At 68.3% G+C, this 23786-nt stretch carries 24 protein-coding genes; 13 read left to right on the top strand and 11 right to left on the bottom strand.

Annotated elements, in window-relative coordinates; all coding sequences use genetic code 11:
- Positions 1-182 precede the first annotated feature (182 nt).
- Positions 183-335, bottom strand: coding sequence for a hypothetical protein (locus tag MHN80_RS19245; RefSeq protein WP_231895856.1), 153 nt, complete (start codon positions 333-335; stop codon positions 183-185).
- 175 nt (positions 336-510) lie between these two features.
- Between MHN80_RS19245 and msrA the strand changes: the two genes are divergently transcribed.
- Together msrA and MHN80_RS19235 are read left to right on the top strand one after the other, a co-directional pair.
- Positions 511-1221 (top strand): peptide-methionine (S)-S-oxide reductase MsrA, encoded by a 711-nt coding sequence (gene msrA, locus MHN80_RS19240; protein WP_064569904.1) that lies wholly within the window; start codon positions 511-513, stop codon positions 1219-1221.
- 51 nt (positions 1222-1272) lie between these two features.
- Positions 1273-2346, top strand: a complete 1074-nt coding sequence (locus MHN80_RS19235; protein ID WP_239403051.1) for a winged helix DNA-binding domain-containing protein — start codon at positions 1273-1275, stop codon at positions 2344-2346.
- A gap of 38 nt (positions 2347-2384) precedes the next feature.
- Here the strand turns inward: MHN80_RS19235 and MHN80_RS19230 are convergent, their stop codons facing one another.
- Positions 2385-3134, bottom strand: a complete 750-nt coding sequence (locus tag MHN80_RS19230) for a VOC family protein (RefSeq protein ID WP_239403050.1) — start codon at positions 3132-3134, stop codon at positions 2385-2387.
- A 96-nt stretch (positions 3135-3230) separates the two neighbouring features.
- Between MHN80_RS19230 and MHN80_RS19225 the strand changes: the two genes are divergently transcribed.
- The 5 genes from MHN80_RS19225 to MHN80_RS19205 all read left to right on the top strand — a co-directional run bounded on the left by MHN80_RS19225 (position 3231) and on the right by MHN80_RS19205 (position 7647).
- Positions 3231-4094, top strand: coding sequence for a S49 family peptidase (locus MHN80_RS19225; RefSeq protein WP_004021419.1), 864 nt, complete (start codon positions 3231-3233; stop codon positions 4092-4094).
- A 394-nt stretch (positions 4095-4488) separates the two neighbouring features.
- Positions 4489-4839, top strand: coding sequence for a rhodanese-like domain-containing protein (locus MHN80_RS19220; RefSeq protein ID WP_033204771.1), 351 nt, complete (start codon positions 4489-4491; stop codon positions 4837-4839).
- Positions 4840-5066: 227 nt separating this feature from the next.
- Positions 5067-5861, top strand: coding sequence for a DUF4328 domain-containing protein (locus MHN80_RS19215; RefSeq protein ID WP_239403049.1), 795 nt, complete (start codon positions 5067-5069; stop codon positions 5859-5861).
- Complete coding sequence (locus tag MHN80_RS19210) at positions 5858-6667, top strand: glycerophosphodiester phosphodiesterase family protein (RefSeq protein ID WP_064569901.1); 810 nt, start codon at positions 5858-5860, stop codon at positions 6665-6667. The genes MHN80_RS19215 and MHN80_RS19210 overlap by 4 nt, the downstream gene beginning before the upstream one ends.
- 56 nt (positions 6668-6723) lie before the next feature.
- Positions 6724-7647 (top strand): DUF5926 family protein, encoded by a 924-nt coding sequence (locus MHN80_RS19205; protein ID WP_004021415.1) that lies wholly within the window; start codon positions 6724-6726, stop codon positions 7645-7647.
- A 129-nt stretch (positions 7648-7776) separates the two neighbouring features.
- Here the strand turns inward: MHN80_RS19205 and MHN80_RS19200 are convergent, their stop codons facing one another.
- Together MHN80_RS19200 and MHN80_RS19195 are read right to left on the bottom strand one after the other, a co-directional pair.
- A complete protein-coding gene (locus tag MHN80_RS19200; protein ID WP_033204722.1) occupies positions 7777-8313 on the bottom strand; it encodes a ferritin in 537 nt (178 codons plus the stop codon).
- 85 nt (positions 8314-8398) lie between these two features.
- Positions 8399-9325 (bottom strand): LCP family protein, encoded by a 927-nt coding sequence (locus MHN80_RS19195; protein ID WP_004021413.1) that lies wholly within the window; start codon positions 9323-9325, stop codon positions 8399-8401.
- Between the two features lie 595 nt (positions 9326-9920).
- Here MHN80_RS19195 and MHN80_RS19190 point away from each other — a divergent pair.
- The gene (locus MHN80_RS19190) at positions 9921-11324 is read left to right on the top strand and encodes an APC family permease (protein WP_239403048.1); all 1404 of its coding nucleotides are present in this window, start codon (positions 9921-9923) and stop codon (positions 11322-11324) included.
- A 189-nt stretch (positions 11325-11513) separates the two neighbouring features.
- Here the strand turns inward: MHN80_RS19190 and MHN80_RS19185 are convergent, their stop codons facing one another.
- The 3 genes from MHN80_RS19185 to MHN80_RS19175 all read right to left on the bottom strand — a co-directional run bounded on the left by MHN80_RS19185 (position 11514) and on the right by MHN80_RS19175 (position 14566).
- Positions 11514-12761, bottom strand: coding sequence for an oxygenase MpaB family protein (locus MHN80_RS19185; protein WP_239403047.1), 1248 nt, complete (start codon positions 12759-12761; stop codon positions 11514-11516).
- A 184-nt stretch (positions 12762-12945) separates the two neighbouring features.
- Positions 12946-13743, bottom strand: coding sequence for a CPBP family intramembrane glutamic endopeptidase (locus tag MHN80_RS19180; RefSeq protein ID WP_239403046.1), 798 nt, complete (start codon positions 13741-13743; stop codon positions 12946-12948).
- Between the two features lie 70 nt (positions 13744-13813).
- Complete coding sequence (locus tag MHN80_RS19175) at positions 13814-14566, bottom strand: DUF2470 domain-containing protein (RefSeq protein WP_239403045.1); 753 nt, start codon at positions 14564-14566, stop codon at positions 13814-13816.
- A gap of 157 nt (positions 14567-14723) precedes the next feature.
- Between MHN80_RS19175 and pheA the strand changes: the two genes are divergently transcribed.
- Both pheA and MHN80_RS19165 read left to right on the top strand, forming a co-directional pair.
- On the top strand, positions 14724-15695 hold the full coding sequence (gene pheA, locus MHN80_RS19170; protein ID WP_239403044.1) for a prephenate dehydratase: 972 nt from the start codon (positions 14724-14726) through the stop codon (positions 15693-15695).
- Positions 15695-16354 (top strand): histidine phosphatase family protein, encoded by a 660-nt coding sequence (locus MHN80_RS19165; RefSeq protein WP_239403043.1) that lies wholly within the window; start codon positions 15695-15697, stop codon positions 16352-16354. Before pheA ends, MHN80_RS19165 begins: the two co-directional genes overlap by 1 nt.
- A 151-nt stretch (positions 16355-16505) precedes the next feature.
- On the opposite strand, the gene MHN80_RS19160 is transcribed toward MHN80_RS19165, so the two are convergent.
- The 4 genes from MHN80_RS19160 to MHN80_RS19145 form a co-directional block, all read right to left on the bottom strand.
- A complete protein-coding gene (locus MHN80_RS19160) occupies positions 16506-17006 on the bottom strand; it encodes a hemerythrin domain-containing protein (protein WP_239403042.1) in 501 nt (166 codons plus the stop codon).
- A 95-nt stretch (positions 17007-17101) separates the two neighbouring features.
- Positions 17102-17452 carry a metallopeptidase family protein gene (locus MHN80_RS19155; protein WP_004021405.1) on the bottom strand — a complete coding sequence of 117 codons (351 nt, stop codon included), beginning with the start codon at positions 17450-17452 and terminating at the stop codon, positions 17102-17104.
- Positions 17453-17456: 4 nt separating this feature from the next.
- Positions 17457-18614, bottom strand: a complete 1158-nt coding sequence (locus tag MHN80_RS19150) for a septum formation family protein (protein ID WP_101822587.1) — start codon at positions 18612-18614, stop codon at positions 17457-17459.
- Positions 18615-18723: 109 nt separating this feature from the next.
- A complete protein-coding gene (locus tag MHN80_RS19145; RefSeq protein ID WP_239403041.1) occupies positions 18724-19467 on the bottom strand; it encodes a PaaX family transcriptional regulator C-terminal domain-containing protein in 744 nt (247 codons plus the stop codon).
- 123 nt (positions 19468-19590) lie between these two features.
- Between MHN80_RS19145 and MHN80_RS19140 the strand changes: the two genes are divergently transcribed.
- From MHN80_RS19140 to MHN80_RS19130, 3 genes are all read left to right on the top strand, one after another.
- Positions 19591-21240, top strand: a complete 1650-nt coding sequence (locus MHN80_RS19140) for an acyl-CoA dehydrogenase family protein (protein ID WP_239403180.1) — start codon at positions 19591-19593, stop codon at positions 21238-21240.
- Entirely contained in the window at positions 21233-22252 is a 1020-nt protein-coding gene (locus tag MHN80_RS19135; protein ID WP_239403040.1) for a crotonase/enoyl-CoA hydratase family protein, read from the top strand. The genes MHN80_RS19140 and MHN80_RS19135 overlap by 8 nt, the downstream gene beginning before the upstream one ends.
- Before the next feature lie 369 nt (positions 22253-22621).
- The gene (locus MHN80_RS19130; protein ID WP_239403039.1) at positions 22622-23731 is read left to right on the top strand and encodes a DUF222 domain-containing protein; all 1110 of its coding nucleotides are present in this window, start codon (positions 22622-22624) and stop codon (positions 23729-23731) included.
- Positions 23732-23786: the final 55 nt, after the last annotated feature.

The following is a 23786-nucleotide window of genomic DNA, read 5'->3' as shown; positions in this document are numbered from 1 at the left end:
CACGCGTGGCGCCGACCACTCGGTCGGGAGCCACACGAACGCTTCCAGCCTTCCCCAGTGCACTAGTGATTGCAACAATCCCGCGCAAGAAACATCAAGCGCGGTTGAGCTTTCAACGACGCCGGACCTCTGCGTCGGGCGGTGGGAACAGCGGCGTCAGCGCTGCGTCGGGTGCGTGGTGCTCAGATCACGATGAGCAGAACGAACACGATGACGAGAGCGAGAATGGTGAGGGCGCTTGTGCGGCAACTCCTCGCCACGTCGTAGGTGGCCCGCGGGGCGGTTCGGCCGACCCCGGGGGCGCGTCGGAGATCTCCGCTCGCGTGCGTCGCCATCGTCGCCCTTCGTCGGTGGACCGGCTGCACATCCCCTCGTCGAACAGACCGAGATGACATCGAAGTGATCGGTATCACACTGCGGTGGATGTGACCGCCATCATAAACAGACTCGAGCGATGACCTCAACTCGTCGTCTCCGGGGTCCGGCGTCTGCCGCGCGTAGACTTGGTCCATGTCTTGGCTCGACCAGCTCTTCGCCGCCGGCTCACGCAAGCAGGACCTCGTCGCCGCCGACGCCGCGCTGCCCGGCCGCACGTCCGAGATCACGGTCCCGGGCGACCACCTGATCCTCGGAACGCCGATGCGCGGCCGGCCCGAATCGGACGGGACATACGAGCACGGGATCGGCGGGTTCGACGACGGTCTCGCCTCGATCGTGCTGGCCGGTGGCTGTTTCTGGGGAATCGAGGAGATCTTCTGGCAGGTTCCCGGCGTGTACACGACGGCGGTCGGTTATGCGGGCGGGTACACGCCGAACCCGACCTATGAGGAGACGTGCACCGCGCGCACCGGACACACCGAGGCGACGCTGGTGGTCTTCGATCCGGCCGTGATCGATCTCGAGGGCCTGCTGAAGATCTTCTGGGAGTCGCACGACCCGACCCAGGAGATGCGCCAGGGCAACGACATCGGAACCCAGTACCGGTCTGCGGTGTACGCCCTGACCGATGCGGATCTGGCCACCGTCCAGGCCACCGCCGCGACCTTCCAGACCGCGCTCGACGCCGCCGGTGAGGGTGCGATCGCCACCGAGATCAAGCCGCTCGCCGAAGCGGGCGACGGACGGTTCTACTACGCCGAGGATCACCACCAGCAGTACCTCGCGAAGAATCCGCACGGGTATCGCTGCCACGCCGCGACCGGCGTCGTCTACCCGGGCTGACGCCGCGGTGCCGGGCCGAGACGACCGCCCTTCATCTCGACGAGACCTGCGGTGACCGAACGGATCTCGCTGCGGCAATGGAACCGCACCCTCTTGCAGCGCCAGCACCTGCTCACTCGTGTGGCCGAGGATGCGATCGAGGTACTCGACCGCTGCGTCGGGCTGCAGTCCCAGGACCCGCGTGCCGCTTTCTTCGGACTGTGGTCGCGCATCGAGGATTTCGACCCGCTCGAGCTGGAAGATATGCTCACCGACCGCGAGGTCGTGCGGATGGCGTTGCTGCGGTCGACGATCTTCCTGATCGACGCCGAGGACGCACGCTGGATTCGTCCGCTCGCCGATCCGACGCTGCACCGCGAGCTGACCGACATCCACGCGCGGAAACTGGCCGGGGCCGATCCGGCGCAGGTTCTGGCGTCGGCCGCGGAGATCCTCGCGGGCCGCGAACTCGCCGGCGCCGAACTCGGGAGAGAACTGGCCGCCCGCCACCCCGCCGAGAACCCGTCGACACTCACCACGATCGCCCTGTGCGGTCTGCCGCTGGTCCAGGTTCCGCCGCGCGGCCTGTGGCGGGGCCGGGGCGGGCCCACCTACCGCCTGTTCGACGAGTGGGTGGGTCCCGGCGAACCGGCCGTCGTGGACGATGACGCCCGCGCCGACCTGATCAGGCTGTATCTACGCGGGTTCGGTCCGGCGACCGTCAAGGCCATTCAGACCTGGTCCGGGCTCACCAGGTTGCGGCCCATCGTCGAGAAGCTTGAAGCCGATTGGGAACTCGTCCGTCTCGCCGGGCCGAACGGCGAGGTGCTCTACGACCTCGACGGCCTCGCGCTCGCCGACGCGGATGCGCCGGCACCGGTCCGGCTGATCGCCCCGTTCGATCATGTGATCGGCGCGCAGGCCGACCGGATCCGGATCGCCGAGCCGGAGATGTTCCGCCGCACGGTGACCGCCAACGGCCGGTCGCCCGGATTCGTGCTCATCGACGGATTTTTGGCCGGCACATGGTCTCTCGACGCCGACGAGCTCCCGGTGGTGGACTTCCTGCGCCCGGTGTCCGCCGCCGAACGACGCGACGTCGACGCCGAGGTCGACCGGCTCCGCGAGTTGACGACCGGCACCTGAGGGTGAGGCGGTGCGCGCCGGCAGTTCCGGTTCGCGACTCAATCTCCGGTGCGGGGGTTCCGCGAGGTGATGCAGTAGGTGCGGCCGACCGGATCCGCCATCGTCGTCCACTGCGGATACTTCTCGATTGCGCGGGCGCCCCAGTCCTCGTGCCGAGCCACCTCGTCGGCGACCGAGTTGGTGGCGATGTCGAGATGGGCGGTCGCCGGTCCGCTGTCCGACGACCCTTCTTGCTTGCGTTGCAACAGGATTCCGAGGGTCACCGCCGGGTCGCGATGCAGCGCGATCAGCTCGGGCCGGCTCCGCGGTGTGGTGGCCCAGCCGGTGAGCCGTGTCCAGAACCCGACCTCGGCGTCGAAGGCGTCGGCGGGGATGTCGATGCACAGCTGGTCGATGATGCTGATCGCGTCACCGGGCCATCGAATGGGGCGCGATCGTTTCGACTCGCCCTCCCAGGGCACGAGGCAGAACACGAACCCGGCCGGCGATCGGAGCGTGAGGTGGGTGCCGGCGTCGTGGACGAGGGTGGCCCCGAGCGCGAGTGCCTCCGCGGTGGCGGTGTGCGGGTCGTCGGTGTGGATGTCGAGGTGGACTCCACCCGGACCGTCATCGATGCGCTGGACCCGTAGGTGCGGGTCGCCGTAGAACGGTTCCAGCGACGCGAACTCACGATGCTCGCCCCGTGGCGGGGAGACAGTACTGCCCGAGATCGCGCGCCAGAAGGTCACCTCGCTGCCGAACACGTCGGCGGGGAAATCGAGGAATGCGCTGAGCCACCGCACCTGCACCCGGCAGATTCTACGGTGCGTCCGACGGCGCCGGGTGCCCCGGCGCATGCGAACGGGAGACGGACGCTGTCCGTACACGTCGTTACACTCGGGCAGATGACTGTCGGACCGCTGGGGGCGGTGGGGAAGAAGTTCTCGAAGGCGCGGACCGAGCAGGTCGCCGTGGTTCGTCTCGACGGCCCGATCGGCATCACCGGGATGGGCAAGCACGGCGTCAACACCGAGTCCGTCGAACCGGTCCTCAAGAAGGCCTTCGCCACGGAGCGTCTGCGGGCCGTCGTGGTGGTCGTCAATTCGCCCGGCGGTTCGCCGGCACAGTCGGAGTACATCGCCGAACGCATCCGCCAGCTCTCCGCGGAGAAGGGGGTGCCGGTCCTCGCGTTCTGTGAGGACGTCGCGGCCTCCGGTGGCTACTGGATCGCGTGCGCGGCCGACGAGATCTTCGCCGCCCACACCTCCATCGTGGGCTCGATCGGCGTCGTGTCGTCGGGGTTCGGTTTCTCGGCCGTGCTCGACCGGTTCGGGGTCCAACGCCGGCTCTACACGACGGGTGAGAACAAGGCGCGGCTCGACACGTTCTCTCCCGAGCAGGCCGAGGACGTCGAATGGCTCAAGGGTCTGCAGGGGCAGTTGCACGAGGCGTTCATCGCGTGGGTCCGTCAGCGGCGCGGCAAGAAGCTGACGGCGTCCGACGACGAACTGTTCAACGGTGACGTCTGGATCGGGAGCCGGGCCGCGGAGCTCGGTGTCGTGGACGGTATCGGCGTGATGCGGTCGGTTGTGGCCGAGCGATATCCGGATGCCGAGATCACCGTCGTCGAGACACCGAAGCCGCTGTTGATGCGACTGGTCGGGAGTCAGACCTCGGTCGCCGGGTTTGCGGAGAGTGTGACGACCGGAGTCCTGGCGGCATTCGATCGTGCTCCGTCGTTGCGGACGTCGCTCATGCACCGGGATTGAAACCCGTCGGCGGGGGCCATCGCACTGTTCTTCTTGTGCATTGTCCCCAAGTTATCCACAGGTGTTGTTCACTGAAGTGGAATTTCAGGTCGCCTCGGGCCATTCACTGACGTGAATTTCCTACGCGCACATTCGATCGATCAAGTGACCGCTGTCACAAGTAGATCCGCTGTGGCCTGCGTTTTTCCACAATTCCACAGTCTCATCCCCAACTAGACGGTCAGTCTGTGAGCGGGGGTCAAACGTCCAGAACACGCATGTGGATAGAATTATGCAGGTCGACATAACGGCAGTTCGACGCGTGCCGGAGGCTGACGGAGGCGCCGCGCAGGCCTCGTCGTGGACAGGTGACGTCGCGCCCGGCCGTCTCTGTGCCACCATGGAAAACGTGACCATGGGCGACATCACTCAGGTGCCGGTGACCGAACTTCCGGACGACTTTACCGGGCGGGCCGACGCGGTCATGCTCGATGTCCGTGAGGACGACGAATGGGCCTCCGGCCACATCCGAGGAGCTGTGCACATCCCGCTGGCCGAGGTCCCGGGCCGACTCGACGAACTCGACCCCGATCACGATCTGTACGTGGTCTGCCATTCCAGCGGCCGGTCCATGCGTGTCCTGCAGTATCTCGCCCAGGTCGGCTACGACGGAATCTGCGTCCGCGGCGGCATGCTCGCCTGGCAAGAACACGGCAAGCCCGTGGAGATCGGCGACCCGCGACCCGAGGGCGACGCCGGCCGATGATCGACCTCTGCCCGCGGTGCCGAATCCAGGCGCCGCATCGTCCCGGACGCGAACGCTGTCCCCGGTGTGGCGGTCCGCTGAGCGTCGTCGACGACGCCGCGCGTGCCCTGGCGGCGCGACGAGAGTCCTCGGTGCGTCCCTCGGGCCCCGGACACCCGGGCCCCCGGCATCCGGGCCCGACTTCGGCGCCCGCCGGGCGTCTGTACCGCAGTCGCAACGTGCGATGGGTGGCCCGCCGCCCACCCGAGGCCGTACCGGCCCGCCGCGGCCCCGTAGAGCGTGGTCCGCGACTCATCCCTCGCTACGTCTACGTACCCACGTGGGGTCTGCACGACGAACCGACGCCGGCCGACGCCGCGCACCAGAAGCTCGACGATTCCCGCTCCCGACTGGGGCTCGCGCTGGTGCTCGCGGGTTCTGCGCTGACCGCGTCCGCGCTCGTCCATCTCGTCCGCTACATCCTGCTGGTCCTCAACCGCGACCGTCCGCTGCCCGAGTTCCTCATCATCGCCTCGGACTGGCTCACCGTCTTCGTCGGGGTCGTCGCCTTCCTCGGATTCGTGTTGGCGACACTGGCTTTCATGCGGTGGGTGCTGGAGCTGCGCGCCGACACCTATGCGTCGGCGGGTCTGCTCGACCCGCGCCGGCCCGGTTGGGTCGCGGCATTGTCCGGGCTGCCTCTGGTCAACCTGATCGGCGCTCCGCTCGTGCTGCAGGAGGTCGCCGCGCACCGTGTCGGCCAGGACCCGTCACTCGACGCCGACCTCGTGGGCCGCCGACTCCGCAAGTTGTGGGTCGCCTGGATTCTGGTCAACGTGGCGGCCGGGGCGGCGATCGTCGCCCGGCTCATCGCCTGGCGCTCGGACTCGCTGCAGACCGGGGCGAACGCGCTGGCGATGGTCATCGTCAGCACGGCGATCTCTGCAGCGTTCGCCTTCTGGATGGCGCGCCGGGTGCGGACACTGTTCGGGGTCGCCGCGGCGGCCCCGGTCCAGACGAGACGGTGGGTGGCGGTCGGATGAACTCAGGGGTGAACGTGGGCGCGGCCGAGAAGGTCTCGCGTTCGGGAAAGCCGGCGGTGGTGGCGCACCGCGGGGCGTCGGGTGACTGCCCGGAGCACACCCTCGCCGCCTACGAACTCGCCCTCGCACAGGGCGCGGACGGACTCGAATGCGACGTCCGGCTGACCGCCGACCACGAACTCGTCTGCGTGCACGACCGAACTGTCGACCGCACGTCCGACGGCTCGGGCATCGTCAGCGAGATGACCCTCGCCGAACTGCGCGAACTCGACTTCGGCAGCTGGCACGCGTCGGGTGGGCCGGCATCGATCCTGACACTGCGGGAGCTGCTGACGCTCACCCTGGACTGGCGTCGTCCCGTCCGGTTGTTCATCGAGACCAAGCACCCGGTTCGTTTCGGCAGTCTCGTCGAGCAGAAACTCCTCGAGATGCTGCACGAGTTCGGGGTGGCGACCCCGCCGTCGGCCGATCACAGCCGCGCCGTGGTCATCTCGTTCTCCTCGGCGGGGGTCTGGCGGATACGACGCCACGCACCCATGCTGCCGACGATCCTGCTCGGCGACACCGCTCGGGTTCTCGGCGGCGGTGCCGCCACAGCGGTGGGAGCGACCGGCATCGGGCCGTCGGTGATGACCTTGCGGCAATATCCCGAGATCGTCGACCGCGCCGCGGCAGCCGGTCGGGTCACCTATTGCTGGACCGTCGACGAGCAGGTCGACGTCCAGCTCTGCGCCGACCTCGGTGTGCGGTGGCTGGCCACCAACCATCCGGCGAAGGTCCGCGACTGGCTGGTCACCGTCGACTGACCGCTGCGCGTACGAGGCTGTCGGGCGTCGCGGTGGGGGCGTGAGAGAGTGGACCGATGGGCAAGAAGAGCAAACGGGGCAGTGGACCACGTCCGGGAAGCAATCGAGCCGAGCGCGTGGCGGCACGGAAGGCACGGCAGGCGGCAGCTCTGGCGCCGCCGCCCCGGCCGTTCGCCGGGTTCGCGTCCGAGTGCGACTTCGTCGCGCTGCGGACCTTCGTCGCCTCGGCGACCGCGCGACTGGAACTCAACGAACCGGCCGGATCGCGCAACGACGTCTCCATCGTGACGATCCTGCCCGGTGCGGTGCCCGCTCTCGCGCGCGAGGTCGACGGTGCCACAGAGGGATTCGTGGGTCTGCAGACCGACCCGGACCGGACGGCGCTGGCCGTCGAACTGGCTGCGGCCATCGCATGGTCCGCGCATGCCGAGGCCGGCAGTGAATTCGACCTCGACGCCGCCGACGAGGCCCCGACGCTCGACGAGGTCGTGAACACCGACGCCGTCCTGGACATCACGGTCCACCAGGACTTCGGCTGGTGGTTCGTGGAGGGCACCGACGTCCCCGCCGAGATCACGGCGATGTTCGAGCGCGCCAACGACTCCGTGCTGCCGACGGCGCGACTGGTGGTCGACAGCGGCGCGAGTGCGCCCTGGTGGGTCGACGCCGGAGAGCGTGCCCACCTGCGCTGGATTCGGCCCGAGCCGGAAGATGATCTGATGTCGGCGATGGCGCGGCTCCACGCCGCCGGACGGCTGACGATCGGCGAGGGGTCGCGCTTCGCCGGGTCGTTCCGCACCCATGGGCTGCTCGTCCCGGTCTTCGACCTCGACAACGAGATGCACCACGAGGAGTGGTACGCCGGTCTGAATCAGTTCGACCAGTGGCTCGGCGAGGCGCTCGCCGACACGTCGCCGCTGACCATCGAACAGCGCAGCTCGCGAGACGGCATCCGCGGTCGACAGGTGACCCTGCGCTGATCGCCGCGCACTTCTGCTCCCTGAGGTGCGAGGAGCGATAGCGACGAGCCACGAAGGGCATGGCGAGGCAGCCACCATACCCTCGTGGCTCGCTTCGCTCGCATCTCAGGGAGCCAGAACGCTTCGGCGTCAGATGTTCCCGCCGGCCGCAGGGGGTGCGGTGGCGTCGGAGGTCTTGTCGCCGTTGAACTCTCGCTCGACGAAGTTCTCGAGGTCGAAGAGGTTGCCGTTGCAGCGCTCGGCGATGGTCTGCAGGGTCGTCATGGTCGCGACCTCTTCGACCTGCTCCTTGAGGAACCACTGCACGAACTGCTCACCCAGGTAGTCGCCGGTGTCGCGGGCCGACTTGGCGAGGTCGACGACCTGCTGGGTGACCGTCTTCTCTTGTGCGAGAGCGAGATCGATGGGCGCGCGGTAGTCCTCGAAGCGGTTGTTGGGCGCCGGGATGCCGGGGATCTCGACCTCCATGTCCCGGTCGAGGAAGTACTGCACGATCATCATCGCGTGATTGCGCTCTTCGACTGCCTGGCGGTAGAAGAGCTTCGCGAGCTGTGGCATGTCGTGGTTGTCGAAGTAGGTGGCGACCGCGATGTACTGCTGAGAGGCGTAGAACTCGTTGCTGATCTGGTCGTGCAGCAGTTGGTGGAATTTCGTGTGTTCGGTCATGCGGCCCATCGTAGAGCCGAAAAATGGCTCCCACCAGCAAGTTCAGGCTAACTAAGGCAAGTCTCGCCTGCGTTTGGGAACCCTTCTACGACGGCCCGCCGGCGTCGACGAGGAGGTCGTCGGGGATGGGTTGACCTGCACGGAGGAGTGCGAAGAACTCCTCGGTCTGTTCGTTGACCGGTAGTGCGAGTCCCTCATCGGTGAAGGTGCTCTCGCCGGCGGGTGTGGTCGTGGTGATGGGGTCCCGAAGAGCGAACATGAGCGACGCGAGGTTCCAGATGTGATCTCGCTCATCGACTGTGAGCGCATCGATGGCGCCGCCGATGAAGCCGAAGAGCCGGAACGGATTCAGCAGCACCGTCGGACTGGTGGCGCGAGAGACCAGTGCCGCGAGGAACTTCCGCTGGTTGACGACTCGCTCGAGGTCGGCGCGGGGGAATGCACGGGTGCGCACCAGGCCCAGTGCCTGGCGGCCGTCGAGGCGGTGGCAGCCCTTCGCAAGGCGCAGTCCGGCTTTCGGGTCGTTGAGCGGCTGGTCGATACACATGTCGACGCCGCCGACCGCGTCGACCAGGGTGTCGAACCCGCCGAAGCCGATCTCGGCGTAGTGGTCGATGTGGATTCCGGTGAGGTTCTCCACGGTCTGCACGAGCAGCGCCGGACCGCCGATGCTGAACGAGGCGTTGATCTTCAGACTGCCCTGGCCCGGGACCTCCACGTACAGGTCGCGCGGGATGCTCACCACGATCGCTTTGCCGCCGCCGGGTGGGTTGTGGACGAGCATGATCGTGTCGGTGCGGGATCCGTCGGCGTCACCGGTCGCGAGTGCCCGGCGTTGTTCCTCGGTGAGATCGGAGCGCGAGTCGGTGCCGACGATGAGCCAGTTGGTGCCGGGGGTGTCCGACGGGCGTCCGGCATAGGCCCGCAGCGCGTCGATGCGGTCGAGTCTGGAGTCGTAGTAGAACAGCAGTCCGACGGACCCGAGGACGACGACGAGCAGCAGGATCAGCAGGACCTTGCCGATGCGGACCGCGCGACGGCCGCCGCGTCGGGGACGGGGCGGCGTGGTCGGGCGCGGGGGCGCGGGTGGGGGACCGGCGGATCGGTCACGGCTCCGACGGTCCGCGGGTGACGACCGACGGCCGCGGGAGCGATCGTCCGGGATCGGCTCGGGTTTCTGGGTGGGGGCATACCCGCCCGGACCGGGTTGCCCCGACGGGGAGGGCCGGTCGGCCGGGGCGGGATGCGGCGGACGGCCGCCGGCACCGGGCGCCGGGGCGCGGCGCGGATCGGGTCCGCGTGCGGGGATCCGCGGCATGGCCTGCGGATGAGCGGACGGGCCGACAGCGCCGGGAGGTGGGCGATGGCCCTGGCCGGGCGGTGGTCCCGGGCGCAGCGGCGGGCCCGCTGGCCGCCCGGGCGGCATCGGTGGCCCGGGGCGACCTCGCCGGAGGATCGGCGGGTCCTGCTCGTTCATCCCATCAAATGTACGCATGGGCGGCCGTGAGGGATGTCGGTCGGTTGGTGTGTGCGGTGGCGTCGACGCCTCGGGGGAGTGATTCGTCACCGAGGTCTCGATCCGGCCCGAACGGGGTACAGGACTCGCCATGACCGACAAACATGTCGCCGAAGCGGGCGACTCCGAGGAGACCGGGACCGGCGCCGGGGCCGACGGTGGGCACACCCCGCTGCGGCGGGCCATCACCGGCAAGTTGCTGTTCCTGTTCATCCTGGGCGATGTCCTCGGCGCGGGTATCTACGCGCTCGTGGGCGAGGTCGCCGGTGAGGTCGGCGGCGCGATCTGGGTCCCGCTGGCGCTGGCCCTGGCGCTGGCGATGCTGACCGCGGCGTCGTATGCCGAACTCGTCACCAAGTACCCGCGGGCCGGCGGCGCCGCGGTGTTCGCGCGGCATGCCTACCGCCATCCGCTCGTCTCGTTCCTGGTCGGCTTCTGCATGCTGGCGGCCGGCGTGACGAGTGCCGCCGGACTCGCACTCGCCTTCGCGGGCGACTACCTGCAGGTCTTCCTCGACGTACCGACCACCGTGGCGGCTCTGGTGTTCCTCCTCGCGGTCGCGGCGCTCAACGCCCGCGGGATCAGAGAGTCCCTGAGCGCGAACGTGGTGATGACCATCGTGGAGGTCTCCGGGCTCGTCCTCGTCGTCGTGCTGGCCGGCATCGTCCTCGGTCGTGGTGACGGAGAGCCGCAGCGGGTGCTGGAGTTCACCGACGAGACGACACCGGCGCTGGCCGTTCTCGGTGCGGCATTGCTCGCCTACTACTCGTTCGTCGGCTTCGAGACCTCGGCCAACATGGCCGAAGAGGTCCGTGACGTGCGGCGGGTGTATCCGAAGGCGCTGTTCGGTGCACTGCTCGCGGCCGGCGTCGTGTACGTGCTCGTCGGCCTCGCGGTGTCGGTGGTCGCACCACCCGAGCGGCTGGTGGAGTCGTCGGGGCCGCTGCTGGAGGTCGTCTCGATCGCCGATGTCGGGATACCCGACCAGCTGTTCTCCCTGATCGCGCTGATCGCTGTCGCGAACGGTGCGTTGCTCACGATGATCATGGCGTCGCGCCTGACCTTCGGCATGGCACGGGACGGGCTGCTCCCGGGTGCACTGGCAAAGGTGCTGCCCGGTCGTCGCACGCCGTGGACGGCGATCGTGGCCACGACCGCGGTCGCAATGATCCTCTCGGCGACGGGCACGGTCGCGGCGCTCGCCGAGACGGTGGTGCTCCTGCTGCTGTTCGTCTTCGTCAGCACCAACGTCGCGGTGCTCGTGCTGCGCCGCGATCGCACGGACACCGACCACTTTCGGACCCCGACGATCGTTCCGATACTCGCGGTGGTCTCCTGCATCGTGCTGATGACACAGCAGAGCGCGTCGACATGGCTGCGCGCAGGCATCCTGATCGTCGTCGGACTCGTGCTCTATCTGCTCGCGCGGGTCACCGGGTCGGGTGGACGGCCGGTCGCCGAGGATCGTCGCGATGACGCCGAGCGCCTCACCTGACGCAAATGCTGCTCGCGCGGAGGTCGTTTCGTCACCTCCGGTCGGAGGTCAGAGGTGCGGGCCCATGACCGGGGAATCCGTGTGATCTCGAGCCCGGAATCCGGGCACAACATCATCCGGATCCGGTGCCATCGGCTCCCGGGTCCCGGACCGCGTCACGACGGCACAGCGACAACCCTGATGCGGCGATCAGCGCTCCGCGAGTGACCCGATCTCCGGTGCGTCGGGGCCGAAGTGGCGGAAGAGGGCACGACGCCGTGCGCGAGCGCCGGTCCATTCCAGATAGCGCGGGCCGACCGGCGTCCGCGCGATGACCTGGTAGGTGAGCGTGTTGCGCACCCAGGCGAGACCGAAGGCCCAGGGCAGGGCGGGACGCAGGCCGAGGTCGCGCATACCGCGTACCCCCAGGAAGCCCTGCAGCATGCTGACCAGGCGCGCTCGGGTGTAGCGCGCGGCCACGCGGGGGAAGCGTCGGTAGTGCAGGCGGTTCTGGGCGTCGACGATCGCGGTGGTGAGGGCCGCACCGGCGTCGGTCACGTCGTGTTGCGTCAGCAGGACCGCGTAACTCAGCTGATGCTGGTCGCGTTCGGAGTCGAAGAGCCAGTCGTCGTCGACGCCGATCAGCCACCCGACGTACTTCCACAGATGCATGAGGGCGCGGGAGTCGTCGCGGCTCACGGGGACCCCGAGCGCACGGACGCCCATCATCAAGGCGCCGCTGAAGAGGTTGAGGGTGGCGGCAAGGTCGGACTGGTTGATCGGCAGGCCCCACTGGTCGATGTCCCAGCGACCGTTGTGTTCGTACCTCTCGTTGACCAGGGCATGCATCAGGCGCACGTGGACGGTGAGCCGCCAGCCCCCGCCGTCGCGTGCCATGCCACCCGGCTCGCCGACCGCGATGGCCCAGGTCTGTGTCTCACCGAGTCGTCGGATGACGGTGTTCCCGGTGAGTCCGCCGGTCGCGACCAGCAGGTCGGCGGGTCCGCCGAAGCGGTAGCCGCCGATCAGGGAGAGCTGCAGCAGGACGTCGTTCGCGTTCTGGCCGAAGCGTCGGTAGACAGCGGCGCCGCGGTCGCAGAGGTCGGGATCGACCCAGTCGGGCGTGTTCTCGACCAGCGCGAAGAAGTCACGAAGCGCGGCCGGGGCGTCGGACGGCATGTCGCCGGCGAGCGCCTGCTCGAACTGGCGCATCGTCACCCGGCCGTCCACACCTCGGGGCAGGCGCATGGCCCGGACCAGCGTCGCGGCGGGTTCGTCCCGTGTGCGCAACCGGCGTCCGAGCTGCGCGAGCTCGTCGTCATCGGGTTCGCGAAGGTGGTTGTAGACCTTCAGGAGTTTGCCGATGCGTCGGCCGCGGGACTCGGCGGCCCGATGCCGTCGCGGAAAGGGGAGGCTCGCCGGCTCGGTGGCCGGGCCGGGCGGCACATCGACAGTCATGAGACGAATCTAGCGAATCATCTCACCGTGTTCAACGGTGCTCGGGTAGGGCGCACAGTCGACGGAAGTGGACGCACGGTCGACGAAAACGGACGCACAGTCAACGGAGATGGACGCACGGTCGACGAAAACGGGGGCACAGTCGGCGGGAAACGATGCACGGTCGACGGGTGTCGGGGCCCGCTCACCCGACCCACGACAGGTGGTCCCGGAGCAGTCCGTATCCGACGAAGGCGACCACGTCGATGACCGCATGGGCGATGACGAGAGGCCACACGCGACCGCTGACTTGATAGAAGCGGCCGTAGACGAGGCCCATGACCAGGTTGCCGACGCCGGCACCGAAGCCCTGGTACAGGTGATAACCGCCGCGGAGGATCGCGCTGGCGGCGAGCGACGCGCCGTCGGACGCCCCGAGCTGACGCAGCCGGGTGATGAAGTACGCGACCACGACGATCTCCTCGGCGGCGGCATTGCCGATCGCGATCAGCACGAGAACCGGCCACTCCCACCAGGTGTCGGCCTGACTGGGTACGAGACTCGCGTTCAGACCGAGGGCGCGCGCCACGGCGACCAGCGCCAGCCCGGGCAGACCGATGACGGCGGCGAGAACGAGTCCGGCGGGGACGTCGCGGCGTGGCGCCCACCGCCCCAGGCCGACGCGCGAGAGCCCGATTCCGCTGCGCCACAACAGGTATACGCCCAGGGCTGCGATGGCGAACAGGCGGAGCCCGCTCATGATCTGCCGGATGGCGTCGATGACGCCGAGGTCGGACCGGCTGGGATTGAGTGCGACGGTCGTCCCGCCGATGCCGCCGGCGAGTTGTGCCTCGAGCAGAGCGAGGGCGGCCGACAGGGCCGAGAATGCGAACGTCAGGGTCCCGACGATGACCAGCTCGACGATGATGCCGCGTCGCTCGATGCGGTCGGTGACGACCGGGATGCCGTGCGGGGACGGCTTCAGGTACTCGCGCAAGGCCATGCAGGTCAGCCTAGGGCCCCGCGACCGGTGGCGATGATGCGGAACAGCGCGGTGGTTCGCGAGACGCGGGTCAGTCGGGAATCGAGTTCAGGAACGGACAGCCCGCGAGGTTGCGCAGTGCGCGGGACAGTTCGAACACGTCGGAGACGGGACGTGCGAAGGGGAGTCGGACGTCGGAGTCGCCCTCGAGTCCCTCGATCCGGAAGCGGATGCCGAAGCGGTCGAGGCCGAGTGGCCGCACGCGCCCGGTGCGGAGATCGGCGGGTAGCTTTCGGACCAGTTGTCCGACGATGTCGGCGTGGTCGGTGTCGAGGTGTTCGAGCCAGCTGCCCTCCTGCTCCCAGAACGGGTCGGGGTCGGCGTCGGCGAGTTCGCCGGCCGACACCGAGGCCGCACCGGCCGACGAGGCGATCACCGCGGTGTCGATCTGCAGTCGCAGCATCGATGCGCCGTGTCCGATGTCGAGCAGTCCGTCGTCGGGGTGTTCGGTCGCGATCTCGATGGCCAGGTCGCGCTCCAGATCCCGGGGGACCTCGTGCAGGGTGCCGTTCAGCCAGATCACCGAACGCACCCGTTCGCGCAGGTCGATGGGCGCCCAGTCGGTCACTTCGAGCATGGCGGGCACGCCCTCGGCCTCGTCGACCGCCTGCATGGCGTCGCCGGCGGACGGGACGAGGACGAACGCCTGGGACTCGAAGAGGTGGACGACGTCGATCGGGGTGGCGTCGGCACCTTCGACGGCCAGGATGGCGGAACCGACCCGACGACAGGCCGTTTGGATCATCTCGGCATCCGTCGGGCGGTCGGTCGTCGTTCTCGTCATGACAGTCTCTCCGGTCGGCGTCGCGTGACGGGGTCGTTGGAAGGTAACCCTAACCTAAATTCCCGGACCGCATGCGTCAATGGTTTCGGCACTGATGCGTCGATGTCGAGACGCATGCCGGCGAACGGTCCCACCGGCCGGCTTCCACTAGGCTCGTGTGGTGCCTGTGATCGCCTACTTCGGCCCGCCCGGAACCTTCACCGAAATGGCACTCGACGCGGTCCTCGCCGCACATCACGACGACACCGCCGGCCTCGACCTGTCCGGCGAGATCGAGCGGGTCGCCGCGTCGAGTCCCGCCGCGACCATCGCCATGGTCCGCAGCGGTGATGCCGAGTACGGCTGCGTGCCGATCGAGAGCTCGCTCGAGGGTTCGGTGCCCGCGACGATGGATGCGCTGGTGCCGTCCACGAGCGGCGCCGCCATCGGGCGCGTGCAGGCCTTCGCCGAGACCGTGCTGGACATCTCGTTCGCGATCGCCGCGGTCACGCCGCTGCCCCCGGACGAGGTCCGCACCATCGCCGCCTATCCCGTTGCGTCCGCGCAGGTGCGTCGTCGGGTGGGTGAGCTTTTCCCGAATGCCCAGTTCGTGATCTCGAGCTCCAATGCCGCTGCCGCGCAGGACGTCGCGGCGGGCAAGGCGGATGCCGCGGTCACGACCGGACTCGCGGCGAGCCTGTCCGGGCTGGTGGTGCTCGCCGACGGTGTCGCCGACGCGCGGGACGCGACCACGCGGTTCCTTCTGCTCGGTCGGCCCGGGGTCCCGTTGCCACGCACCGGCGCCGACCGGACGTCGGTCATCCTCGACCTGTCGAACGAGCCGGGCAGCCTGATGGCGGCGATGAACGAATTCGCCTCGCGCGGAATCGACCTCACCCGTATCGAATCGCGCCCACAGCGCGACGAGGCACAGGGGCGCAGCATCGCCGGACGGTACCGGTTCTTCCTCGACGCCGTCGGTCACATCGACGACGCCGCCGTCGCCGAAGCGCTTGCCGCCCTGCATCGCCGGTGTGAGCGCGTGGTGTTCCTCGGGTCGTGGCCCGCGGTGCGCACCACCGGCGCCACGCCGCCCGATCACACCGAGTCGCTCGCCTGGGTCGACTCGATGCGCCGAGGAGACAACTGATGGCGCGCCTGCACCTGGTCCGCCACGGCGAGACCACCTCGAACGTCATGCGGCGCCTCGACACCGCCCTGCCCGGTGCCGCACTCACCGATTTCGGTGCGCGGCAGGGCGTTCGGTTCGGCCTGGAGAACGCTCCGGAACACCACGCGGTGTTGCTCAGTTCGCGTGCACTCCGCGCACGCCAGACCGCCGAACTCATCGGCTCGGTGTGGGACGTGGAGACCGCGGCCGTCGACGGTGTGCACGAGGTGCAGGCCGGCGATCTGGAGGATCGCACCGACCGCGAGTCCTATGAGGTCTTCCAGGACATCATGCACCGCTGGCACGACGGCGATCTCGACGCACGCATCCCGGGCGGCGAATCCCTGGCGATGGTCTACGACCGGTACCTGCCGACGGTCGAGGACCTGGCCGACATGTACCTCACCGGACCGGACCAGCGCGATGTGTTCCTGGTGAGTCACGGTGCGGCCATTCGCCTGGTCGCCGCACGGCTGGCCGGGATCGACTCCCGGTTCGCCGCGGCAACCCACCTGGGCAACACCGGTTCCATCGAACTGGAGTACTCCGACGGGCTGTGGGTGTGCCGGCGATGGGGTGCCGCGACGGCCCCGTTCGAGGTGGTCGACGAGCCGCTCGTCGACGAACCGATGGGCTGAGGGCGTCACCCCGTTCCCTGAGGAGCGAGCTTGCGAGCGTCACTCCGTTCCCTGAGGAGCGAGCTTGCGAGCGTCACCCTGTTCCCTGAGGAGCGAGCTTGCGAGCGTCACCCTGTTCCCTGAGGAGCGAGCTTGCGAGCGTCTCGAAGGGCTACTTGATGATGGCGTCGACCGTCTTCTTCAGGGCCGAGGGTTGCGAGGGCCGGCGCGGAGCCTTCTCCCGGCGGCGCAGCATCTCCTCACCGATCTCGCGCAGTTCCTTGCGGCTCAATGCGTCTCGGACCTTCGGGAACCATTCGTCCTCTTCCTCGTCGATGTGGTGCTCGACGTTCTCGATGAGGACGGTGGTCTTGGCGTCGAATCGCTCGGCGTCCGGCGAGAGGGCGGCCAGCTCGACGACGAGGACGTCGGCGACGTGGTGCTCCTCGTAGGACTCGAGGATGTCGTCCTCGAGGTCGGGCACGCGCTTGCGGATCTCCGGGTACATCACCTCGTTCTCGATGTACGTGTGCACGGTGAGGGCCTCGATGATCTTGTCGACGATCTTGCCCTTGGTCTTGACGGCTTTGTCGCCCTGCGACTTGAAGTCGCGGAACAGTTTGCGGATCTCTTTGTGCTCATCCCGGAGGATGACGATGGCGTCTGAGGACATGGACGTACTCCTGAGATAGAGGGCTGCTCGATCTGCTACCCCTCGTACCTCGTTCCGTCGCAGGTCAAACATCGAACCCGGTGGACGCGGCGCCACTACCCCCAGCCGTTGGCGTGCAGCCAGTCGTCGTCGATGCCGAAGTGGTGCGCGATCTCGTGGACGACGGTGACCGCGACCTCGTGCACGACCTCCTCCCGCGAGTGACACATCGCGAGGATGGGATCGCGGTAGATGGTGATGGTGTCCGGCAGGAAACCGCCGTAGTCGCTGGTCCGCATCGTCAGTGCCACACCGTGATACAGACCGAGGATGCCCGGCTCCTCGGGGTTGGACGGCTCGACGAGGATGACCACGTTGTTCATCGCGTCGGTCAGATCGGTCGGGATGGTGTCCAGGGCATCGGAGACCAGCCCGTCGAACTCGTCGTCGGACATCGGAACGGGCATCGGCTCAGCCCGCCGGGGCCGGGGCTTCGTCGGGGTTGGGCGCGATCCCCGGTGGAAGCGGCACCGGGGTGGGTAGAGCACGCCCCGGAGGAGCCTCCGGAGGCGCGACCGGTGCCCGCCCGTTGATCAGCAGGGCGCCGCCCTTGGCGTCGCCGACGAGGGTCGCGAACCCGCCGCGCTTGTCGGGGAGGCCCAGGTAGCACACCACCTTGCGGCTGCCGGCGAGCCAGCTCGGCTCGCTGAGTACCGACCACTGGACATTGAGCGTGGTCGCGTCGAGCGGCTTGCGCCCGCCGGCGAACCGTTCGGCCTGGACCGGACAGATCGACCCGAGGTAACCGTTCTGTGCACCGGTCGGCGGCCACGGCTTGTTCGACATCCGGTCACCGAAACGGACCGACAGATCGACGATCCCGGTCGTCTGGAAGGCGTGGGGCTCAGCGCAGTTCACCGCGAAGCCGGTCGGGGCGCGGGTCTCGGTGTCGATACCGACGCACGTTCCCTCGGGCCAGACGTAGGACTGGTTCTGATCGGCCACCCGGCCGGAGAACTGGACCGGCGCACCGTCGGCGCCGTTCTCCTGGACCCCGCAGCGCAACTGACGCGCGCCCTTGTCCCACTGTGCCTGTGACGGGTACATCATGCCGACCGCGAAGCGGCCCTGCGGGTCGAGGCGCCCGTCGAGATACTGGTCCACCATCACCGGGCACTGCTCGTCGCGGATCGCGGCGAACCGCTCGGCACCCGGCCAGAGAGCGTCCTCGCCGAACTCGGCGCCGGGGATCAAGGCGGTGTCGATGGCGCCCGCGACCTCGAAGCGGTGCTTCTGCTCGCACGGTACGTCGACCGGCTGCCCGGGGTTCCCGGCCGGCCAATCGAGGCAGTCGCCCGCCACCGACTTGGTGAAGGCGTTCTCGATGAGCCGTTCGCCTTCGCCGATGTTGCTGCCGCCGACGCTGCCGCTGTCGTCGAAGACCCCCGTCGCGAAGGCGATCCCGCCCGCCACGATCGCGCCGACGACGATCGCGCCGAGGATCACGAAGACCGGATTGCGGGCGAAGTTGCCTGGTCGGCGGGCTCCACCGGCCGGCCGGCCGGATGCGGGCGCGGTGGGCGCGTCGGCATCGGCGGGGCGGCTGTGGTCGGGGTCGGGCGCGTTCATCGGGATCCATCATGCCTAACGGACCCGACCGGGCACACCCTCGTGCTCGGATGCTCCGACGCAGCCATGCCCAGGATGGACGCCGGCGCGCGGTCTGGTGCCTGTTCGGTCACCCGTGGTCGGGCGCCAGGTGTCGTGCGGCGAGTCCGGTGAGCTCGTTGCGGAACTCCTCGTACGCGTCGCGGAGACGATCGCCCGGCCACGGCTCCGGTAGTAGTTCGCCGGGCAGGAGCGGGTCGCGCAGGATGTGGCGCACGATGGCTGCGGCGATCTCGAAGCGGTTTGCGATGCCGGGCGCCGCCGCGAGCGCGTCGAGCAACTCATCGGCCGACGATGCCCAGGCCGACGGTGTGAACAGGCGGGAAGCCAGGTCCGTCGACGCCTCCTCGGGAGCTGCACGGAAGAGGTTCAGGCGTCGGCGCAGGTCCGGGGAGAACTCGAGGTCGAGATTGGCCGGACGCGCCCACACGCCCTCCCGGATCTCGCCGAGTCGTGCTTTCTGCAGTGTGTCGCGCAGGAGCGCACGTTCGGTCGAACTCTCGGAACCGACGGTCACGACGGCGAGATCCCACATCCCGTCCCAGTCGCGCCGCGCCGGATGCAGTGCGTGGTCCTGTCGTTGCTGTCGTTCGAGGAGCCGCGGCGAGAGCCGGCAGCGACCGTTCGTGCGTTCCAGATCTCCCGCGGCGACCAGTCGCGTGAGGGCCACGCGGACGGTCGATTCGCGCAGACCGAGGTCGGTGGCCATCGCCAGGATCCCGGCGATCGACGCATCGGGCGAATCGAGTCCGAGCAGCGCACTGAGAATGACCGAACGCGCCGTGAGCTTGGGAATCTCCACGCGTCCGGGCACGCGGTCGATGCTATCGGCCGACTCGTCGCACGTCGCCACACGCGGATATTACTGAACTATAGCGAGCGCGTGAGAAGTGTAATACGGTGGATGGCGACCCCGATCGGGAAGGTGGGTCAGGCCATGTTCACCCATGTCGTCACCAATCAGGTCCCCGAACTCGTCGACTTCGACTCCGCGGACACCCCGGCCATCGCCGAGGCGGTCCACCGCGCGGGCGCCGACCACATGCTCGAGGAGTTGCACCGGATCGGCCGGCTGGCCGGGGGCGCCGAGGCGCTCGGTTGGGGCGATCTCGCCGAGTCCCACCCCCCGGAGCTGCGGACCCATGACCGGTACGGCAACCGGGTGGACGAGGTCGTGTACGACCCCGCCTACCACCACCTCATGCGGACGGGCATCGGCCTCGGCCTCGCCGGAACCGCGTGGTCGAACCCGAGCCCGACAGCGCATTTCGAGCGAGCCGTGAAGTCGAGCGTGTGGGGACAGGTGGACGCCGGACACGGATGTCCGATGTCGATGACCTACGGGGTGGTGCCTGCCCTGCGCGCCAACGCTGAGCTCGCTGAACTCTATGAACCGCTTCTGGTCTCGACGACGTATGAGCCCGGGCTCCGGAGCCCGCTGTCGAAGGCGGGACTGACCGCCGGGATGTCGATGACGGAGAAGCAGGGCGGGTCCGATGTCCGCGCGAACACGACGACCGCAGTCGCGCAGTCGGATGGCTCGTATCGCATCACCGGGCACAAGTGGTTCACCTCCGCGCCGATGTGCGATGTGTTCCTGGTGCTGGCACAAGCGCCGGGAGGTCTGTCGTGTTTCTTCGTCCCGCGGGTGCTTCCCGACGGGTCGCGCAACACCTTCCAGCTGCAGCGGCTGAAAGCCAAGTTGGGCAACCACTCCAACGCGAGCAGTGAAGTGGAGTACGACGACACCGTCGGATGGCTCGTCGGTGATGAGGGCCGCGGCGTGGCGACGATCATCGAGATGGTCAACATGACCCGCCTGGACTGCACCCTCGGGTCGGCGACCGGCATGCGGGTCGGCGTCGCCCAGGCCGCCCACCACGCCACCCACCGTCGGGCCTTCGGTGCCGCGCTCGTCGATCAGCCGTTGATGCGCAACGTCCTCGCCGATCTGGCGATCGAGTCGGAAGGCGCGACGATGGTGGCGCTGTGGCTCGCGGAGCTGACCGACCGGGCCGTCGCGGGCGACCAACGGGCCGACGCCCTACGACGGATCTCGCTCGCGGTCAGCAAGTACCACGTGTGCAAGCGGGCGCCGATCCATGCCGCGGAGTCGCTGGAGTGCCTGGGCGGCAACGGATATGTGGAGGAGTCTCGGATGCCGAGGCTCTACCGAGAGGCCCCGCTCATGTCGATCTGGGAGGGGTCGGGCAACGTCGCCGCCCTGGACGTGCTGCGGGCGATGGTCAAACAACCGGACACGGTGACCGCGTTTCTCGACGAGATCGACAGCGCGGCAGGGGCCGACCGCCGCCTCGACGCCGCTGCGGCCGACCTGCGGAGCGAGTTCGATGACCTCGATGCGATGCAGTACCGAGCCCGCCGGGTGGTCGGCCGCATGGCCCAGCTCCTGCAGGCCTCCCTGTTGGTGCGCAACGGGCACCCGGCCGTCGCCGATGCGTTCGTCGTGAGCCGCCTCGGCAACGACCGGGGTGATGTGTTCGGCACGTTGCCGACGGGGGTCGACACGGCGTCCATCATCGAACGCGTGATCCCGAAGACGGTGCAGGAGAACACACATGGTTGAGTCGAGCGGCTCGCGCCCGGCCGCGTGGCGCGACGATCTGCGCCACGGTGAGGACTCGTTGTTCGCCGGACGCGCGGAACGCGAGCCGGACATCGACTACCGCACGCTCACCTACGAAGTCACCGGCCGGATCGCCCGCATCACCTTCGATCGGCCCGAGCAGGGCAACGCGATCACCGTCGACACCCCGGTCGAACTGTCGCATGCGGTGGAACGCGCCGACCTCGACCCCGGTGTCCACGTGATCGTCGTATCCGGGCGGGGCAAGGGTTTCTGCGGCGGATACGACCTGTCGATCTTCGCGGAGAACGGTGGCGACCCTTCGCAGGCTGTCGATCCCCGGACCGGCTCCGTCCTCGATCCCGTTGTGCAGGCGCGCAATCACGACCCGGGCCGGACCTGGGACCCCATGATCGACTACGCGATGATGAGCAGATTCAACCGCGGTTTCGCCAGCCTGCTCCACGCGAACAAGCCGACGGTCGCGAAGTTGCACGGATTCGCGGTCGCCGGCGGCACGGACATCGCGCTATACGCCGACCAGATCATCTGCGCCGACGACACCAAGATCGGCTATCCGCCCACCCGGGTGTGGGGAATTCCCGCGGCCGGTATGTGGGCACACCGTCTCGGCGATCAGCGCGCCAAACGGCTGCTGTTCACCGGTGACTGCCTGTCGGGCCGGCAGGCCCACGAGTGGGGACTGGCCGTCGAGGCCCCGCCGGCCGAGGACCTCGACGCCCGCACCGAGGATCTCCTCGAGCGGATCGCGCGGATGCCGGTCAATCAGCTCGTGATGGCCAAGCTGGCACTCAACAGCGCGCTCCTCGCCCAAGGGGTCGCCAATTCGGGAATGATCAGCACGGTCTTCGACGGGATCTCCCGCCACACCCGCGAGGGATACGCCTTCCAGCAACGCGCCGCGACCGCGGGTTTCCGGGAGGCGGTCCGCGAGCGCGACGAGATCAACGGGGACTGGAAGCGGGCCCAATTCCGTTCGCCGTCTGAGTGATTCGCTGCTCCCTGACCCGAGAGCAGCGCCCCCATCTGCTCCCTATCCGAAATCAGCGACCCCCCCTTCTCTCCTCGCCCGGTGGACGACACCCGATCACCACTCAGGTGGCTTCACAACCCTGACGCTGAAGGGAGCAGTGGAGACTCGCTTCGCTCGCGCATCGGGGGCAAAAATCGGGCCACATGCTCCAGAGTGAGGGTTCTTCTGAACCATCCACCTGTGACTGATGGGGTTTCTGTTCACTGCAGTTCACCCCGGTTCACCGCTGATGCGTGAGTGAAATCAACTGTGGCACAGTTGAAATCGAGAACAAGACGGTTGTGGATAAATCTCGTCGTCGAACGTTCTGGCGAGTACCTTGGTGTCATGCCCTCGATCACCGAGCTCCGCGACACCCTCATCGGTCTGACTCCACCGCCCGACGACGGGACCGGTCGCGCGGTGCTCGACCGACTCGACGAACTACGGGTGCTGCGCAACGTGCTCGATCACCAGATCGCTGTGCACGTAGCTCTTTTGGACGCTTCTGGCTGGGCGGCGCGTGGAGGCACCACCACGCGCAAAGCTCTGATCGACATGGGGATGCCACCGTCGGTCGCCTACCGTGATGTGCGGATCGCCACCGGGCTGGCGTGGTTGCCGAAACTCGCCGACTGCGCAGCCGAGGGATATCTGTCCGTCGAGTGTGTCGATGCGGTCGTCCGCGGTATCGCTTTCGTCAATAGAGTTGCTGCGGCAGCGCTTTCCGATGGCGAGCGGCAGCTGTTCGAGACCGAGTTGCTCACCCAGGCGTTCTCCGGTGCCACGCCCGCCGAGATCGACACCCACGCCCGCTCGATCGCCATGCGTGTCGCCGACGAGAACCCGGACGCGGTTCCGGCCGCCGATGACGCATCACTGAACACCGTCCACACTCGGGTGACCGACGAGGGCCGAGTCGCCATCACCGGCGATGTGACGGCGGTGATCGGGGAGAAGTTCTTGTCGATGATCGACGAACGTTCCGGTCCGCGTCCCGAACCCGACGGCGCCGACGATCGGCGCAGTGTCGGGGAGCGTCGGGCGGACGGTCTGGAGTTGCTGCTGGATCAGGCGGCGATCGGTGCGGCTATGACCACCGCCGGAGCCCCGCGTACGCAGGTGCTGGTCACCATTCCCGCCGATGGTCTCGATCCGGCACGCCTGCCGTGGGTGGGTGCGGTCACGGCTTCGACGGCCCGGCGGTTGTCGTGTGACGGCGCGGTGGCCGAGATCGTCCTCGACGACGAGGGTGTGCCGTTACGGATGGGGACCACGAAACGACTGTTCCCGCATCATCTGCGGCAGGCGATCATCGTGCGGGATGCGTGTTGTGTGAAATGTGGTGCCCCCGCTGCACATACGCAGGTCCACCATCTGGTCCATGTGCGCCCTGAGGCGCGTTGTTACCGATCGGGGGTGAGAGACCCCCGATCTCGGGTCGTCACAGCGGCCTGAGGAAGCTGGGAGGCAGCTCGGATCTCGTTGGGAGTGTGTGAGGTTCGGGTGGCAA

This window comes from Gordonia sp. McavH-238-E, assembly GCF_022348225.1.
Taxonomy (GTDB): Bacteria; Actinomycetota; Actinomycetes; order Mycobacteriales; family Mycobacteriaceae; genus Gordonia; species Gordonia terrae.
The sequence above is the reverse complement of the archived record's forward strand: the minus strand, read 5'-3'. Positions and strand labels throughout refer to the sequence as shown.

Bases quoted from the DNA above. Each gene is read 5' to 3' on its own strand.
- MHN80_RS19225 (WP_004021419.1), top strand. From the start codon at position 3,231: ATGACTGTCGGACCGCTGGGGGCGGTGGGGAAGAAGTTCTCGAAGGCG.
- MHN80_RS19175 (WP_239403045.1), bottom strand. From the start codon at position 14,566: ATGACGAGAACGACGACCGACCGCCCGACGGATGCCGAGATGATCCAA.
- MHN80_RS19205 (WP_004021415.1), top strand. From the start codon at position 6,724: ATGGGCAAGAAGAGCAAACGGGGCAGTGGACCACGTCCGGGAAGCAAT.
- MHN80_RS19160 (WP_239403042.1), bottom strand. From the start codon at position 17,006: ATGTCCTCAGACGCCATCGTCATCCTCCGGGATGAGCACAAAGAGATC.
- MHN80_RS19135 (WP_239403040.1), top strand. From the start codon at position 21,233: ATGGTTGAGTCGAGCGGCTCGCGCCCGGCCGCGTGGCGCGACGATCTG.
- MHN80_RS19245 (WP_231895856.1), bottom strand. From the start codon at position 335: ATGGCGACGCACGCGAGCGGAGATCTCCGACGCGCCCCCGGGGTCGGC.
- MHN80_RS19130 (WP_239403039.1), top strand. From the start codon at position 22,622: ATGCCCTCGATCACCGAGCTCCGCGACACCCTCATCGGTCTGACTCCA.
- MHN80_RS19200 (WP_033204722.1), bottom strand. From the start codon at position 8,313: ATGACCGAACACACGAAATTCCACCAACTGCTGCACGACCAGATCAGC.
- MHN80_RS19180 (WP_239403046.1), bottom strand. From the start codon at position 13,743: ATGGCCTTGCGCGAGTACCTGAAGCCGTCCCCGCACGGCATCCCGGTC.
- MHN80_RS19155 (WP_004021405.1), bottom strand. From the start codon at position 17,452: ATGCCCGTTCCGATGTCCGACGACGAGTTCGACGGGCTGGTCTCCGAT.
- msrA (WP_064569904.1), top strand. From the start codon at position 511: ATGTCTTGGCTCGACCAGCTCTTCGCCGCCGGCTCACGCAAGCAGGAC.
- MHN80_RS19185 (WP_239403047.1), bottom strand. From the start codon at position 12,761: ATGACTGTCGATGTGCCGCCCGGCCCGGCCACCGAGCCGGCGAGCCTC.
- MHN80_RS19140 (WP_239403180.1), top strand. From the start codon at position 19,591: ATGTTCACCCATGTCGTCACCAATCAGGTCCCCGAACTCGTCGACTTC.
- MHN80_RS19220 (WP_033204771.1), top strand. From the start codon at position 4,489: ATGGGCGACATCACTCAGGTGCCGGTGACCGAACTTCCGGACGACTTT.
- MHN80_RS19165 (WP_239403043.1), top strand. From the start codon at position 15,695: ATGGCGCGCCTGCACCTGGTCCGCCACGGCGAGACCACCTCGAACGTC.
- MHN80_RS19210 (WP_064569901.1), top strand. From the start codon at position 5,858: ATGAACTCAGGGGTGAACGTGGGCGCGGCCGAGAAGGTCTCGCGTTCG.
- MHN80_RS19190 (WP_239403048.1), top strand. From the start codon at position 9,921: ATGACCGACAAACATGTCGCCGAAGCGGGCGACTCCGAGGAGACCGGG.
- MHN80_RS19150 (WP_101822587.1), bottom strand. From the start codon at position 18,614: ATGAACGCGCCCGACCCCGACCACAGCCGCCCCGCCGATGCCGACGCG.